Here is a 16227-nt window from a genome sequence, read left to right as displayed (position 1 = left end):
GGGCTCGCCTGAAAGGACGGGTATCGGTACGGACGCGCTGGCCTCAGTAGTATTACCGAGTCATGCCACGTAGAAATTCGGCGGTAGTGAGCGCTGGCAGCATCCAGAATCCATCCAATGGCCGGCGTTTTGCCGAGTCAACGGAGCTGCTCGATGGATACCACCACCAAGCCGAACATCGTCATGATCATGGCCGATGATGTCGGCATCTGGAACGTCAGTGCTTATCATCGAGGCATGATGGGCGGTAATACGCCGAACATCGACAGATTGGCCGGTGAAGGTGCGCTGTTCACTGATTACTATGGGCAACAGTCCTGCACAGCCGGACGCGCAGCCTTCATCACCGGGCAGACACCCTTCCGTACCGGCTTGCTCAAAGTGGGCCTGCCTGCCGCCAAGCAGGGGCTGCAGGCTACCGATCCTACCATTGCTGAGATCCTCAAGCCGTTGGGCTATGCGACGGCGCAGATCGGCAAGAACCATCTCGGTGATCGCAATGAATACCTGCCCACGGTGCACGGTTTCGATGAGTTCCACGGAATTCTCTACCACCTCAACGCGATGGAGGAGCCCTATGATCCGGAGTATCCGAAGGAGGCCAGCTTCCGCGAGAAGTTCGGGCCCCGCAACATCATTCACAGCGTAGCGGCCGAAGAGGACGACGCCACCGAAGATCCGCGCTGGGGGCGAATCGGTAGGCAGAAGATCAGCGATGCAGGACCCCTGCCACCGCATCCAGGCATGGATGCGGCTGCCCAAGTGAGCATGGAGGATATCGACGCTGACCTGGTCAAGCGGTCCTGCGAATTCATCGAGCGCTCCGTCAGCGCGGGCCAGCCGTTCTTCCTCTGGCATAACTCCACGCGGTGCCATTCCTGGACGCATCTGTCCAAGGAATGGGACGGGAAGACCGGGTTCGGCCTGTTTGCGGACGCCATGGCCGAACTTGACTGGATCGTGGGGGAATTACTGGCCAAACTGGACGCGCTAGGCGTCGCCGACAACACGGTGGTGCTGTTCACCAGCGACAACGGTGCCGAGATCTTCAGCTGGCCCGACGGAGGCAATCATCCCTTCCGGGGCGAAAAGGGCACCGTGTACGAGGGCGGCTTCCGCGTGCCGATGCTGGCGCGCTGGCCCGGCGTGATCCCCCCCGGGGTCATCATCAACGAGATCATGTCTGCCGAAGACTGGATGCCGACGCTGGTAGCGGCCGCTGGCGAGCCGGAACTCAAGGAAAAATTGCTTAAGGGCTACCAAGCAGGCACTACGACCTTCAGGAACCATCTTGACGGTTACAACTTCAAGCCTTTCTTTGAGGGAACGGTATCGCAGAGCCCGCGTCGCGAATTCTTCTACTTCAGCGACAACGCCGATCTGATGGCGGTGCGTTACAACCAGTGGAAGATCACCTTCAAGACCATCGTAGGCAACCTGTTCAGTGGCAAGGAAGATTCAACCAACGTGCCACTGGTAACTAACCTGCGGGTTGATCCGTGGGAGCGCTACCAGACCGAGTCCACGTCCTACGGCCAGTGGTGGGGCGAAAAGCTGTGGGTGATGATGCCCGCCACGGGCGTCGTCGGTGCGTTTCTAGCCACCTTCAAGGACTATCCGCCCAGCCAGGTGTCCGGATCGCTCAGCGTGGATAAGGCCCTGCAAGCGTTAGAAGAAGGGGGCAGAAAGAACTGATGGTTCCGCAACGGCGGCCCCAATGTGCTTACTCGCAACGCTGGATGTAGCAGCGTGCAGCGGCCCAGCCTATGGGTCAAAGGGGCGAAGATGACGTCTGAGCGTGCACTTAGTCCGCTATTGGCCGAAAGCGGACGGTGGGCGTGGCAGGTCGCCGCGTTGGATCCGCGGCTATGCATTTCATCCTACGAGCGCATCAGTGCGTGTGTTTGCCACTAGCAGGGCTCAGCGAAGTGCCGGCTGTAAGGTGGTTGTTGCGCGCAGTGGTATTGTTTGGACCTCGGACAGCTAACGGGGAGCAGGATGCCTCTACACGCCATTGCCTATTGGAGCCAAGTCGTACCCGACCTCACTCTTGACAAGGTGGATCACCTCGCCCGGGATGCCATGGTGCATAACCTGATCATGGACGTCACCGGAGTCCTGCTGACCGACGGAAACCGGTTCCTGCAGTACCTTGAGGGTCCCGAAACGGCGGTAAAGCAAAACTACAGGCGAATCACTAACGCCCGAAGCCATACCAGAATGGTGGAGCTGGGACGCAGCACGGGGAGGCAGAGGCGGTTCCCATCCTGGCCCCTGCGTTGGCTCCTGGTTGAGCCCGAAGATATCAGGCTTGCCATCGTCAGCGATTGGCGGGGCTTGGCCCATCGGAAGGAAGTTGATGTGTTCCAAGTACGCGCCGGCATAGAGCGCCTCACCCAACTGATTGATCCCTTTCTGGGGATTGAAATACCTGATTTCGGCGATCCTGTTTGAGATGGCGCTCCGCAGCCCCACCGTCTCAGGGGATGCATGAGAGCTTGTGCTGCGACGGGGCACAAATGGTCGGGCTCTCCCAGCGCAATAACGGAAGAGGGTGGTTTGTCGACCTGTGCACCCATCGCTTGGATGAGCGCGGCATGCACCCACTTGTCGTGCACCCCTTGGTTTCAGCGCGGCTGAACGATCGCAGCATCTCATCCGCAAGGGCAGCGAAAAATCGGGTCCAAGTATCCGCTGGCACAGCAATGTCGGATGGCCCCCCCGACCATAACCTCATGTGCGCCGCTCGCAAGCGCCGGGACGGCTGCCTTCAACAGCCCGAGCCAGGAGGCCCAGAGCGACCCAGAACGACCCGAAACTGAGCCTCTATCCTGGCAAATTTTTGATTTCAGAGAGCTTTTGTAACTGCTGAAGGTGGTCGGGGCGTCGCTTGGCCAGCCACCTAACAACCGCCGGGTTGTTAAGCAAGGAGCTTCCGACGTGGGTTTTGATTATTTCCAGTTGGAGGCTTGCCGGGCCAAATCCCTCCTGTAGCGTCTCGGTATCTGCCTGCAATGCGGCCAGCTCTTGTTCCAGGCGCTTCAGTGCCTCACTTGGTGTGGCATCTGTCTTTCTTTGGGCGGCTTCCGGAACCAGCTGGTCTGGGGAGCTGTTGCGCAGGAGGGCCACTGCCAGTCGAGTCGAGTAGGTGTTGAGATTCACCATGGTTTGCGCCACATCGATCTGCCGCATCGGCTTCATTTGTCGAAGCACGTTGAACATCCCTGAGGTTGCCGGCTTCTCCGCCAACAGGACAATGGCTTCAGGGCAGATGCCGTCGAGGAGCCTGAACTTGGCCCGGATGGTGTTGACTGACAGGTCCAACGCCTCGGCGAGCTGGGCAACCGACACCCCGCCCTCGGCGGCCTTCAGGATCATCTTGTGCGCCTGGATCACCGATAGGCTATTGACCCGCTTGTTGTAGGTGTAGCCCTCGTCGTCCGTGGAGATGAGGCACAGTGCCTTCGTTACCCCTAGATCTCTGAGTGCCTCAAGCCGCATATGGCCATCCAGGACAAGAAAGCGGCCGGGCTGGTCACGGTCCGTGGTGACGATGATTGGCTCAACAATGCCGATGGTCTCGATGGACTTTACGATTTGACGATACTTCACGGAGGCCTTGGCACCGCCAGGTAGCGCGATGGCCGCCCTGAGCAACGAAAGGTCCACGTCGACGCAGTTCTTCTCGAACGCTAATCGCAACCCTGTCCCCTTGGCGCTCATCGGCGGGCTCCCTTTGCAGGGACGAGGTCCGCGAGAGGGCGGGGCACCGTCGTTAACTTCTGCGCCTGAAGAAGCGCGACGAACTCCTCGTCGGCATACAGCTCCTTAAACACTTGCCTGGCAACGAGCAGCGATTGCTGCACATACTCGGACTTCATCTGGATGCGTTGGTGGGCTTCCACGTCTCGCTTGTAGAGCTTGGCAAGCTCCTCGCGACCCATGGGCTTACGCGGAGCACCCTTCACAAAGTCATTCTTGGCCTGCTTACCGCTCCGGTTCCGATGCTCTAAGATCTGGCGAATGCGGAAAATTTGCTTCCCTCGGAGGTCGCCTTTTTCATAGGCGTCTTGAAGAAGCTGCTGTGTCTCAACATCGGTCGCTCGAGCGATGCCTACAGCCAAGTGAATCGGTATGTGCCCGGCTTCGGCAGCAGCGAGCAGGCGCTTCTCTCCCTTCTGCAGGAGCGTGGTCACATTGTTGACCCAGGATGGTGAGCATCCCAACTTCTCAGCGACCTGGGAATCCGAGTAACCACGCTCCCGGAGGAGGCGCACATGCTCTAAGGTTTCCGCGGCGCGGGGAGTCCTCCGGGCTACATTTTCCACGATGCTCATGACGTGCGCGGTGCTTTCATCCACATCGATGACGAAGGCCGCGATTTGCCGATGCCCTAGAAGTCGGCAGGCTTCCATGCGCCCCTGACCGCAAACCAGCGCGTAGGGTTGGCCGTTTGGGCTCTCTGGCCTGCGGCGGACGGTGATCGGCCGCTTAAGGCCAATCTGCTCGATGCTCCGAACGATAGCCTTATGTGCACGATCGTTGCGGGCGCGCGGATTCGCGATTGCGATATCGTCGATTGCCAACATCACAACTTCCGATGAAGTCGAGTGATTGGACGGAGGGGAGTTCTTCATGCGCTCTCCTTCAGCGGCGCTCGGCCGGCCAGGTGATAAAAGTTGTGGAGATCGTCCGTGCGATACAGGTCCAGCCACAGCCCGTTGTTGTCCAGCCTCGGCTGATCTGACTGACTAAAATCCAGGGAAGGGAAGACGTAATAGTCGTAAGGGACTCGGTTGTCAGCGCACAGTCGGGTGACGAGGGTTACGTCGGGCTGGAGGCCGTTCTCGAACCTCATCCGCCAGCGCATTGAGCCTGCCGGGGTTGGCTTGCATGGAGCGACTACGAGTGATGCGGTGAACTCGCCGTTGACCAGCAGCAGGCCTGTATTGCCATGGGGCTGCACGTGCCCGCCAGCCGCTTCGATCTGCCGGCTCATGTTCTCAACTATAGTTGGGTGCATCTTCCGCAGAGCACGATTGATCTCTAAGTAGGCGTAGTCTCGGGCGGGCGTATAGCCAACCAATCTGTAGGCGCGCAAAAGGCTGCCGAAGCGGGAGCGGAATGCCGAGCTAGACGGGAGGGCTTCCTCTTCGTCGATCATCAACCCAGACAGTGCGCCGTGCTTAGCCAGTAGCTGCCGAAGCATCCCTAAGAGCTGGTCGTCTTCGTAGTGCGAGGAGCGCTGGGCGATGATCTCCCGGACCTGGAAAAACGTCTCGATCGGAACGAGGGCTGGGAAGGCGTCAGCTTTCCGCACCCATTCCTCTGGTGGGTTCTTCACATGTTGGGCTTTTAGCTTGAAAGAAGTCCGGTTGTAGACGTTGTTGCCGATGTATTTTTCGTTAGTCAGGATCTGGTGAACGACGCCACGGGACCAAGGCCTTCCGGTTTCCGTTGCAACGTTCTCCCGGTTGAGGATGGCCGCAATGACACGCTCCGGATTGCCTCTGAGGAACAGGTCGTATATGCGGCGGACGACAGAGAGCTCTTCCAGGGGCCCCGGCACAAGGATGACCCGGTCGGTTTGGATGCTCTTATGCTGACCCCGGGCCAAAAGTCCTTTGGGCTGGCGCTGTTCGTCCAGCAGTTGGCGCCTTAGGCCGTAGCCGGCTGTCCCGCCCTGGCGATACCCGTGATGGACTATCGTGCAGGCACCGCGGAACACTTTCACCGAAAGCTCTCGGCTGTATTCGGCCGCCATGCCCCGCTTGAGGCCGATCATGATGGCAGAGGGCAGGGAGCCGTCGTTCTGGAAGGGCTCGGCGCAGTAGACGATCGCTACGCCCCGCTTTTTGCATGCGTGGACGTAGCTCGCTGCTTCATCCGGATCAGGAAACCTCCCCCAGCGGCTCACGTCGTAGACCAAGACGAGTTCAAAATCGCGGCCGGGTCCTTGGACATCGTCCAGTAGCCGTTGCAGGCCGGGCCTGCCCTTCAGGGTTAGGCCGCTCTTGCCAGCGTCTTCGTAGGTCCGAACGATTTCAATGCCGTGCGCCTTCGCGTATTCGGCGATGGCCGAAGATTGGTTCTCAGTCGAGTAGCGTTGGTGCTCGGTCGACATGCGCACGTACTGCGCCGCGCGAAGGCCTCTGGCCCCGTTCTGTGGTTTGCTCACTTCCGTGTTCTGTTCCAGGGACACAGAAACGTCTCAGTCAGGCCGATAGATCCACTTGACGCTAGGCCGATGCCTTGACCATCACGTGACGGTCGGACTTTGGGTCTGAAGCAGTTCATCTTCGTGAGCCTAGAACTGAATTCGGGCCGAGAACTGGCAACTCGCGCTGAAGAGGGCGCCTATGACATTGCGCGATGAGCCTTCGAGGCATCTGCACCCGGCAAAAGCCTTCAATCCTCGGTCAGCACGTTGCGAGCGTAGCTAAGCCAGCCGTCCGCCTGAGGTGCCATCGTCTCATCCGCGAGTTTGCCAATCGGACCGTCTGCAGCCCGTAGCGCGCTCACCGAACGAACGAGAGCAATGTTCTGCTCAATGTGCTCCAGCAGCTCGGCCGGGCGAGGATGTGACTTAAGCGACGCCATCAGAACCGCGTCCATCACTTGGACTTGTGCGAAAAGGCTCAAGAACGTCGGGTCCTCGATAAGTTCCATGATGCCCTCCTTGCGGGCCAATGTATCCCACCCAGCGTAGCGCACGAAGGCGGAAGCCTTCGGTCCGAGGTCAACTTCCCGCGCGGCGACCGAACTGTTCTCCGCGCGCGCCTCTAGGTTCATTTCTGTGTCCGCTTATGGCCGAAAGCAGACATGGAGCATTGCGCAGCGCTCCGTTGGACCTCCTGGTGCAAACTCGGTTAAGGACCCCGGAGCAATTGGAGTTGATGTTCACCTCAACAACAAAGCCCTCACCAGTAGCCTATGCAATCCGTTGCCATAGTCCCTGATCGGCCCTCGCGCCACTTTAACGTTGATGGGAGCAGATTTTCCCTCAGTCTCGGGGGAGCCATCCATCCACCACTTGTACAGTTGGGATGGAAGCATGCAATGCTTAGAGAGGGAAGTTCTTCAACGCTGGCAGCTGGATCCTGAATTCCGCAGGCAGGCCTTGAGAGATGCTACCCAAAAGCTGACGGACCTCCTGCCTGCGTATCCGGGCATCGGAGACCAGCCGGTCGCGATTTGCGCTCTGGGGTATAGATGGTTCGAAACCCCACAAGAGGCAATGGCAGACGCAATTTGTCGGGCCGGGCAGATTGAGCCGGATCGGGACTGTACGCTCGAAGGCCAAGAATGGAACCTTCGGGATGGTCTCTGGGGGCTTTGGTGCGTGCCGGGTCGACCTAGGGCAAGGGCGCTCGTGGTGGTGGACCTCATTTCCAGGGGCCGACGGAAGCATTTGCGCAGCCGCGTCCCTGATACTTAGAAAACGTGCCGGAAAACGGGCCAGGAAGCCTGCTGGAGACTTATTTCGTCGCAGGATCTCATAGCTGGATCCGATGAGTACCTCTGGCCGAGAGCAGCCGTGCGGTTCGAGCAGGTGATTATGGTTCGTTATCAGGGGTAGGGCAGAGGTCCGCTTCAGGTTTCGTGCTCGCTAGGCTTTCGGCTGCTTTGCCATCTCAAGCGCATCTTCGACCTCTATTCCCAGCTAGCGCTCTGTGCGGCCAGCATCGTGGGGGGCGATGTTACCCATTCGGTACTGGCCAGATCTTCTGGGGCATGCTTGACCTGCGGCAGCTGCAATGCCAGTGGCGGCGCCACGTGCCCGGCCAGCGTGCCGTAGAGGGTAACGGCATCGGTAACTGAGCGACGTGGGCGGCCAGCAGGGGTGCCATGCAGGTAGATTTACTGAGCAGTGCCCGGTAGTAAAACGCTGGTTGCGGATGCGCGCTGCCGCGATTCTTGATGCAGGCTCCAGCGTCGGACAGTGCGTCATGCCCAGTCAAGAAGACGCCATACAATGGGTTGAATGGTCTGCGCTTGGCATCGAGCTGGTGGCGATCGGCCTGATTGTCGCCACCATCCTGGTCTCGACGGTGGTTTACCTGCTGGCACTGGCCGTGCAGCACAAGGACCGGGCGGACAGCTATGAGCGCTACCGGCGTCGACTGGGCCGCGCACTGCTGCTGGGCCTGGAAATTCTGGTGGCCGCCGACATCGTCCGTACGGTGGCGTTGGACAGCACCCTGAATGCGATTCTGTCGCTCGGACTGCTGGTCATCATCCGCACCTTCCTGAGCTGGTCCGTGGTGCTGGAAGTGGAGGGGTTCTGGCCCTGGAAGCGACCACCCGAGCGGGTACTGCCAGCCAATGAGGAGTAGCGGTCCATGAACACCCAGACGCTGATCCTGCATTGCCTGCAGGCGAGCATCCTCGGCACGGTATTTTCGTACGGCCTGCAGGCAGCCGTTTCGGATGCGCTGTTCCTGGTGCGCCACCCCGGTCTGCTGCTGCGCTCGGTGCTCGCCATCTTCATCATCATGCCGCTGGTAGCCATCGCGATGGTGGACGTATTCGCGCTGCCCCGTGCAACGGAGATCGCGCTGGTGGTTCTGGCATTGGCGCCGATTCCGCCGCTGCTCCCCAAAAAAGAAAGCAAAGCCGGTGGCGAGGGCGCCTATGCGTTGGGCTTGATGGTGGTCATGGGCATGCTGGCGATCCTGCTGGTGCCGCTGCTGGCGTGGATGCTCGGGGCGTACTTCGACCGCGATTTCGGCATGCCGCCGACGTCGATTGCCAGGATCATCCTCGTGATGATCGTGCTGCCGCTGCTGGCGGGCATGCTGGTCCGGATCGTGGCGCCGGCGCTTGCCAGGAAGTTGGCCCGGCCCATCGAGCTGGCATCGCTGGTGCCGCTGCTGGCCGCCGCGGCGCCCGTCCTGTTCGCTGCGGTGCCGATCGTGGTCAACCTGCTGCACAGCGGCACCCTGCTGGCCATCGTGGCATTCATCATGATCGGCCTGGCCGTGGGGCAGCTGCTGGCCGGGGCGGTAGCGCAGCGCCAGACCGTGCTGGCCCTGTCCACGGCCAGTCGCCATCCCGCGATTGCGCTGGCTATTGCCAAGACCAATTTTCCTGACGAGCCGTTCCTGGCCGCCACGATCGTGCTGTACCTGCTGATGGTGACCTTGCTGGCCATCCCTTACATCAAGTGGCGTCGCCGTATGGAATCGCCCGCCTCGGGACGCAGCGCTTAAGGGTGAAGGTCGCCAGGCTGGCACTGTCAGGAGGCGGTCGGTACCGGCGCCTGCATGCATCAATCACTGGGCAAGGATCGGTAGAAGTACCGAAGCAGCTTCTGCACCCGTCGGTCATCCTTGAACTCACCCCCGCGTACCCCGTTGGTGATGGAACATGCATCTGCCAGGCAGCTCATCCTTCATCCCGCTGTGGCTGCTCACCTTGATCTTCTTCACGGCGTTGCTGGCCGCCCGCGAGCTGGGGGCCTTCCTGCGCTCTCGACAGAGCCTGCGGAGATCACGGAAGGCTGTAACAACCGGTGCCGATGAAGGCGACTCGTTCTCGACCAACACCGTGCTGGGTCTGCTGGCGCTGCTTATCGGCTTCACTTTTTCGCTCGCACTTGGCCGCTACGACGAGCGCAGGTCGCTGGTTCTGCATGAGGCCAACGCGCTAGGAACCACCTGGCTGCGGGCGGACCTGCTGGAGATGCCCGACGCCGTGCAGGTACGCGCCGTGCTGCGCCGATACATCGACGCACGCGTGGATTTTGCGAAGGCAAAGACCGCGCAGCAGGAGGTGGATGAGTACGCACGCACCACCGCGCTGCAGACGGAGCTATGGGCCGCTGTGATGGCGGCCACCGCCTCATTTCGGGATACGCCGCGCGCAAGCCTGATGGTCACCACCACCAACGAATCCATCGATCTGGCCGGGGAACGGTTCGCGGCCCGCCAGGATCACATTCCACACCGGATCCTGCGGATGTTGTTCCTGTTCGCAGTATTTGCCGCCGGCTTGCTTGGTTATGAGCGCGCCCGCCAGCGGACGTCGACAACCTTGTTGCTCCTGCTGTTCTCGTTGGCCGTGGGATTGGTCCTGGATCTGGATCTGCCAAGTACCGGCGGCATCAACGTGCCACAGGACCCCATGCTCGATCTCCAGCGCTCCGTGGGTCTGCCCACCCCCTGACAAGTGTCCGCCATGCCGCTCTCATCCAGCGCTGCTCGCGCTCTGCGCCTTCGACCGTTGCTCGGTGCATCGGTCATCTTTCCAGCCCTGGCAGGGCTGTCCCAGCCGGCGTGGGCGCAGGACGCCGATGCCCTGGCGAAGAAGCTGTCAAATCCTGTGGCAGCGCTCATCAGCGTCCCGCTTCAGTACAACTACGACGACGGCTATTCCAACGATGGCTATCGTCATACGCTGAACATCCAGCCTGTCGCACCGTTCTCGGTCTCCCCGGAGTGGAACGTCATCTCCCGCACCATTCTGCCGGTGGTTTACCAGAAAAACGTGATTTCGGGTACTGACCAGGCGGGCCTTGGTGACCTCACCCAGAGCTTCTTCTTCTCGCCGAAGGAAACCGGCCCCTCCGGCATCGTCTGGGGCATCGGTCCGGCACTGCTCCTGCCCACAGGCACCGACGATCTTGGCGCCGACACCTGGGGTGCTGGTCCGACCTTCGTCCTGCTCAAGCAGGACGCGAGCTGGACCTACGGCGCGCTGGTGAATCATATCTCGGACATCGCCGGCAGCGGCTCCCGCCGGCGCGACATCAGCAACACGTTCGTCCAGCCGTTCCTCGCCAAGGCGTTCTCGGGCGGCCGCACCCTGGCCTTCAACATCGAGTCCACCTACGACTGGAAAGCGAGGCAGTGGAACGTGCCGCTCAACGTCCAGTACTCGAAGGTCAGCAAGCTTGGTAGCCAGATGATCAGCTACCAGGGTGGAGTTCGGGCCTACCTGGAGGGGCCGCGGGGCGGGCCGGACTGGGGCATCCGCTTCACTGTCACGTTGCTCTATCCCCGCTGACGAAAGGCCCCCGTGGGCAGCAGTCCGTTTGATCCGTCTCAACTGGAAAGGAGTAGATCATGGTCAAGACAGCAGAAAAAGCTACGAAGCCGTCCTCCGCAAAAAACGGTAGCACTGACAAGCTCCCCAACATCCTGGTCATCTGGGGCGATGACATAGGGGTGTGGAACGTTGGCGCCTACACGCACGGGATGATGGGGCGCACCCCCAACATCGACAGCATTGCCAGTGAAGGCATGCTCTTCACCGATCACTATGGCCAGCCCAGTTGCACGGCTGGGCGCGCGGCTTTCATCATGGGCCAACTGCCGATCCGCACCGGCATGACCACCATTGGCATTCCCGGCTCCACCCGTGGCATCCAGAAAAGCGACCCGACGCTGGCCGAAGTGCTCAAGTCGGTCGGCTACGTGACCGGCCAGTTCGGCAAGAACCACCTGGGCGACCGCAACGAGTTTCTGCCTACCGTCCACGGCTTCGACGAGTGGTTCGGCAACCTCTATCACCTGAACGCGGAAGAGGAGCCCGAGGAGCTTGACTACCCTGGGCAAAAAAATCCCGAATACAAACAAACCTTCGGTCCCCGCGGCGTGCTCCACGCCTGGGCCTCGGACAAGGACGATGCCACCACCGACCCGAAGTTTGGTCGGGTAGGCAAGCAGAAGATCAAGGATACCGGCCCGCTCACGCGCAAGCGCATGGAAACCTTCGACAGTGAAGTGGTCGAGGTAACCCTCGACTGGCTGGACCGGGTGGGCAAGGGTGACAAGCCGTTCTTCGGCTGGTTCAACACAACCGCCATCCATATTCATTCCCACTCGCCGAAAAAGTGGATACAGAAAGCCGTGGACGAGGGCAGGGCGGAGGAAGACGTGGTGCGGGCCAAGATGCTTGAGCATGACGAGCAGGTCGGTCAGCTGCTGGACAAACTCCGGGAGCTCGGCATCGAAGACAACACGATCGTGATCTACAGCACCGACAACGGCAATGAGTTGATGCTCTGGCCCGATGGCGGCTACGCGCCGTTCCGTGGCGAAAAGGGGACGACCTGGGAAGGCGGTGTGCGCGTACCCCACCTGGTCAAGTGGCCAGCCCGGATCGCCGCCGGCAGCGTCTCCAACGAAACACAGAACCACGAAGATGTCTACGCCACGCTGGCCGCAGCCGCCGGGCTTCCCGATCTGAAGGAGAAGCTGATCAAGGGCCATACCATGAATGGCACCAAATACAAGGTGCATCTGGATGGGTACAACAATCTGGCCCACTGGACCGGGGAATCGCCCAAGTCGGCGCGGCGCGAAATCTTCTACTACGATGAAACCGACCTGATGGCGGTGCGCGTGGACAACTGGAAGATGCACATCGGCGTGAAGCGGGAGGGCAGCTGGTGGGATGAAAAGTACTACCCGTCCGTGCCCTACATCTTCAACCTGCGCATGGATCCCATGGAGCGAATGGACCCACAGTCGCCGGAATGGGGCTACATCGGGCGCAAGTTCTTCGCCTCCAAGTTGTGGGCACCCACAGCTGCCGGCCCGTTCATCGCCGCGCACCTGAAGACGCTCATGGAGTTTCCTCCGTCGCAGGGCGCCGATACCCTGAGCATGAAGAAGGCGTTGGAAGAGGCCCAGCGGAAGATGGAGAACCCGGCCGGGAGCAGTAACTGACAATAACGGCGCCGGGTGTCCTGGGACTCCGGCGCCCTCGGCGCGGCAGACCTCAGCTGGTGAACAGCCAAACCGCCGTCAGCCCGCCCAGCAGTAACAGACCCATCGTAAAGACCGTTGTCGCGCGATGCCTAGGATCGATGATGCCGCGTTCGATATCCCTGGTCACCAGCTGATAGCGGACAAGGGACCAGACAAGCAGCGCCAACCCGAGCAACACCATGCCAAAACCCGCGTTGCTCGCGTCGTGCAGCATCAATCTGTTGCCTTTGGGCGCTTGGTCGTTCTGGATCAGGTAAGTGCTGAAGCGGTTGATAGTGATCCCGAAGCCGATCAGCGACACCGTTGTGCGCAGGTACGCCAAGTGGGTGCGCTCGTTGCCCAGATGGGTGCGGCCACGTGCTAGGTCGTTGGCCAACGTGGAGGGAGGCGGGGCGTCGGGCGGGGCAGGCAGATGGCTCATGGGAACTCCATGATGGTAGTGACCCGGGGGCCCCAAGTGTCTCGTCCTGGCAGACCTGAATGCATGCGTGTCAATGCGCATCCGACCTCAGTAAAACTACTGCGCAGCACTTCAAGGTAGGGAAGCCTCCTGTGAGAGAAGGCTCACATGCGGCCGCCGCGGGTGATCAGGGTTCGCTGTGGAATTCAGTAAACATACTGACGAGTAACCGGCAGTTGTGCGGATGCACGTGGCAGCAGGCAAAAATAGACTCGATGCTCCCAAGCGGAGCTCGACATGTCATCTACGCCGATGGGTATGGCAAAGGGGACGGGGGATGTCCGGGGGCGCTCTCGAGAGGCGTTGCGGCTGACCGCGTTGGCATCCGCCTGCTTCATGAGCTACGTAACCTCTGCGGCCCCGCCTCCGGACCATGGGTTGGAACCCTTGCCCACGCTGTCGGGAACGACGCTGCTGACCGCACCGTCGGAGGGGTCTGGGTGCCAAGGCATCCAGACCAACCCTCGCGTGGTATCACTGTGCGACGGCGCCACGCACGCGTTACCCGATGCAACGGTCCCCGGGACGACCTGGGACGTGGTCCGCGTGGGGTATGGCACCACGGCTACATTCAACGGTTACAACATCGTGGCCGAGATACCGACCGGCGGCGCGGGCTTCTTCAGCCCCATCACCGTGTTCAGTGGGCCGGATGGCGCCTATGCGGTCGCAACCGGCACGTTCACCAACACCACGATCTACATGGCCCCCCAATCCCTGGCCAACGCCATCGCGACCACGGGGGGCGTGCTCAACCTGGGGGCGGGCACGGTAGTGGGCCTCAATCCCGCCAACACCTACTCGCCGACCATGACCATCGCAGCGCTGACGGCGTTCGGAGGCGGTGTGGTCAACGCCAACGGCACGGTGGTCAACCTGCCCACCACGTTGGCCACCGTGTTCCAGATCACCAACTCCGGACCTGGGGGCGGTCTGCCGGGTCAAAGTGCTCTGGGCCAGATCAATGCGTCGAACTTGACCGTCACGTTGGGCGATGGAATCGCTGGCACTGGCCGGACCCGTGGAGCGTTGGTCGGGGGCGAGGCCGAGTCGAACCTGACCGACAGCACGATTACCGCAGGCAACTACTCGCTCGGCATCTACAACTACTTCGCCGGGTCCTACACAGGCGCCATCGCAGGCTCCCGATCAAATGTCCTCCGCAGCTCGATCACGCTCGGCAATGACAGCGTTGGGTGGTGGGGCAATGGCGCACTCGCACCGGCCCGCCTCACCGCCACCGACAGCCAGTTCAACGTCGGCACCGGAAGCTGGGGCCTCTTCATGGCCACGGGCGCTGTCGGCCGCCTTACGAACACGACGGTTTCAGCGGGCGCGAACAGCTTCGGTGCCCTGATGCATGACGGCACCAGCCTGACCATCGATGGAACCAGTGCTATCACTGCGACCGGAGCAGGGTCCGTCGGCATCCGGAACGACTCTGGAGCCGTCGTATTTGGCTCGGGCACTCCGGGCATCACGGGCGGTGATCTCGGCTTGAACGGCATCGCCGCAAGCACCTTCGAGCTTCAGTCCGGGAGCACGCTTCGGGTATCAGGCCGCGCTCAATGCGGGCGTCAAACCGGGGTCTACTGTGGCCATCTTCGGCGCCGGCCCGGTCGGACTGATGGCTGCAGCGTGCTGTCGCTTGTTGGGCGCTGAGACCATCTTCATGGTCGATCATCTGGCCTACCGGCTGGCCTTCGCCGCGCAGACCTACGGCGTAACCCCGGTGGATTTCAGTCAGATCGAGGACCCTGCGCAATACATCATCACCCAGACCAATGGGCGCGGCGTGGACGCGTCCATCGAAGCAGTCGGCTTCGAAGCCGAAGGCAGCGCGCTCGAGTCGGCGTTGACCACGCTGAAGGTGGAAGGCAGCAGCGGGGTTGCGATCCGCCAGTGCATCGCCGCCACCCGCCGCTGCGGCACGGTGAGCATTCCCGGCGTCTATTCCGGCTATCTGCATGGCTTCCTGCTTGGCGATGCGTTCGACAAGGGTCTGACCTTCAAAATGGGCCAGACCCACGTGCAGGGTTTGATGCCCGAACTGCTCGACTACATCGGGGAAGGCGCGCTCGACCCTGGAGTGATCATCACCCACCGTCTTCCGCTCGAAGAAGCCGCCCGCGGCTACGAACTGTTCGACCGTAAGGAGGAGGACTGCCGCAAGGTGATCCTTATCCCCTGACAAACGAGACGGGCTGGCGGCGCCCCGCTCGGCTGCGAGCAATCTCTGAGCTCCACCCGGCGAGGTCTCCCTGACCGCCGGGTTGCGGGCCGGATTCGCCTAGGCGCGGTAGGCAAGGCAGCGTCGGAACTCAACGAGGGCGGGAAGCACCGTAAGAAGTAGCGCCGGCACGATGGCAAACAGCCACATGGCGATGGGAGCCGGTTCAAACACCAAGCCAGTTACCGCGTGCGTATCAGGAAGGGACCAGTAAAAGGCGCCGATAGCGATCCAAGGGGCCAAGTCCAGGACGCTATGAACGTGTTGCTCCAAGGGGCCAATGGCTCGGGTGGGATAGGCCACGCGTGTATCCCAATAGCCTGTGATGGCATGCAGGCACATCAGCCCCAGAAGGATCACGAAAAGCGGTTGAGATGCTCGAAAGGAGAGCCACAGGAGCGTTGCCGCCCCCAGGATCGCGATCTGCGCCAAGTGCAGCGTGGCCTCTTTCAGTCCCGATGTGGATTCGATGCTGCTGGCTCGGTGAAGCAGAAAGTCCATGGCCCCTGCAACCAGCCAAAAGAGATAGAGGACGTGCCAAGCCGTCACGTCCATGGCTGAGTTGATCCTTTGACGTCCCAGACTCGGTTGCAATCACTTTTCATCGTGACTCCCTGTAGCGGATCCAAGGTTAGCCCGATAGAAGATAATAGGTGACCGCCGCTCACGGCGGTGTGTATTTTCTGGCGTGCGTACCGCCCATCCATCCATGAACAGCAACTCGCTGCAACCGGCCCAGTCGTTTGACGTTCCCTTGACGCCGCAGTGACGCGACATGCCCTCCGCCAAGCGGATATTTGTCATCAAATATCTACTAGGAA

14 protein-coding genes and 1 pseudogene are annotated in these 16227 nt (G+C 61.1%); 9 read left to right on the top strand and 6 right to left on the bottom strand.

The annotated features are described in order from the left end of the window. Positions 1-153 precede the first annotated feature (153 nt). Both BAY15_RS10295 and BAY15_RS10290 read left to right on the top strand, forming a co-directional pair. Positions 154-1695, top strand: a complete 1542-nt coding sequence (locus BAY15_RS10295) for an arylsulfatase (RefSeq protein WP_208856095.1) — start codon at positions 154-156, stop codon at positions 1693-1695. Between the two features lie 303 nt (positions 1696-1998). Beyond that, positions 1999-2454, top strand: a complete 456-nt coding sequence (locus BAY15_RS10290) for a BLUF domain-containing protein (protein WP_068852063.1) — start codon at positions 1999-2001, stop codon at positions 2452-2454. 372 nt (positions 2455-2826) lie between these two features. On the opposite strand, the gene BAY15_RS10285 is transcribed toward BAY15_RS10290, so the two are convergent. The 4 genes from BAY15_RS10285 to BAY15_RS10270 form a co-directional block, all read right to left on the bottom strand. After that, positions 2827-3723 carry a plasmid partitioning protein RepB C-terminal domain-containing protein gene (locus BAY15_RS10285; RefSeq protein ID WP_068852060.1) on the bottom strand — a complete coding sequence of 299 codons (897 nt, stop codon included), beginning with the start codon at positions 3721-3723 and terminating at the stop codon, positions 2827-2829. Beyond that, the gene (locus BAY15_RS10280) at positions 3720-4637 is read right to left on the bottom strand and encodes a ParB/RepB/Spo0J family partition protein (protein ID WP_083214141.1); all 918 of its coding nucleotides are present in this window, start codon (positions 4635-4637) and stop codon (positions 3720-3722) included. Before BAY15_RS10280 ends, BAY15_RS10285 begins: the two co-directional genes overlap by 4 nt. Further along, on the bottom strand, positions 4634-6124 hold the full coding sequence (locus BAY15_RS10275; RefSeq protein WP_068852054.1) for a recombinase family protein: 1491 nt from the start codon (positions 6122-6124) through the stop codon (positions 4634-4636). The genes BAY15_RS10280 and BAY15_RS10275 overlap by 4 nt, the downstream gene beginning before the upstream one ends. 284 nt (positions 6125-6408) lie before the next feature. Beyond that, entirely contained in the window at positions 6409-6792 is a 384-nt protein-coding gene (locus tag BAY15_RS10270) for a hypothetical protein (protein ID WP_068852051.1), read from the bottom strand. A gap of 1106 nt (positions 6793-7898) precedes the next feature. Between BAY15_RS10270 and BAY15_RS10265 the strand changes: the two genes are divergently transcribed. The 5 genes from BAY15_RS10265 (at position 7899) to BAY15_RS10245 (ending at position 12674) form a co-directional block, all read left to right on the top strand. Next, on the top strand, positions 7899-8336 hold the full coding sequence (locus BAY15_RS10265) for a DUF1622 domain-containing protein (protein ID WP_208856094.1): 438 nt from the start codon (positions 7899-7901) through the stop codon (positions 8334-8336). A gap of 6 nt (positions 8337-8342) precedes the next feature. Further along, entirely contained in the window at positions 8343-9212 is an 870-nt protein-coding gene (locus tag BAY15_RS10260) for a bile acid:sodium symporter family protein (RefSeq protein WP_083214140.1), read from the top strand. A 157-nt stretch (positions 9213-9369) separates the two neighbouring features. After that, complete coding sequence (locus tag BAY15_RS10255) at positions 9370-10167, top strand: hypothetical protein (protein WP_068852045.1); 798 nt, start codon at positions 9370-9372, stop codon at positions 10165-10167. A gap of 12 nt (positions 10168-10179) precedes the next feature. Next, entirely contained in the window at positions 10180-11007 is an 828-nt protein-coding gene (locus BAY15_RS10250; RefSeq protein ID WP_068852042.1) for a hypothetical protein, read from the top strand. A 59-nt stretch (positions 11008-11066) separates the two neighbouring features. After that, entirely contained in the window at positions 11067-12674 is a 1608-nt protein-coding gene (locus BAY15_RS10245; protein WP_068852039.1) for an arylsulfatase, read from the top strand. 52 nt (positions 12675-12726) lie between these two features. Here the strand turns inward: BAY15_RS10245 and BAY15_RS10240 are convergent, their stop codons facing one another. Further along, the gene (locus BAY15_RS10240) at positions 12727-13137 is read right to left on the bottom strand and encodes a YidH family protein (RefSeq protein ID WP_083214139.1); all 411 of its coding nucleotides are present in this window, start codon (positions 13135-13137) and stop codon (positions 12727-12729) included. Between the two features lie 426 nt (positions 13138-13563). Here BAY15_RS10240 and BAY15_RS10235 point away from each other — a divergent pair, with 426 nt between their 5' ends. Beyond that, positions 13564-14838, top strand: coding sequence for a hypothetical protein (locus BAY15_RS10235; protein WP_157771724.1), 1275 nt, complete (start codon positions 13564-13566; stop codon positions 14836-14838). Continuing rightward, a pseudogene (locus BAY15_RS10230) lies at positions 14726-15367 on the top strand (zinc-binding dehydrogenase); the annotation flags it as partial. The gene BAY15_RS10235 and the pseudogene BAY15_RS10230, both read left to right, overlap by 113 nt. A 99-nt stretch (positions 15368-15466) precedes the next feature. Here the strand turns inward: BAY15_RS10230 and BAY15_RS10225 are convergent. Then, positions 15467-15961: a hypothetical protein gene (locus BAY15_RS10225; protein WP_068852033.1), complete on the bottom strand. Its 495-nt coding sequence runs from the start codon at positions 15959-15961 to the stop codon at positions 15467-15469. Between the last annotated feature and the right edge of the window lie 266 nt (positions 15962-16227).

The sequence above is a fragment of the Stenotrophomonas rhizophila genome, from assembly GCF_001704155.1.
In the GTDB taxonomy this organism is placed as follows: domain Bacteria; phylum Pseudomonadota; class Gammaproteobacteria; order Xanthomonadales; family Xanthomonadaceae; genus Stenotrophomonas; species Stenotrophomonas rhizophila_A.
This window is presented reverse-complemented; position numbering and strand designations above follow the sequence as displayed.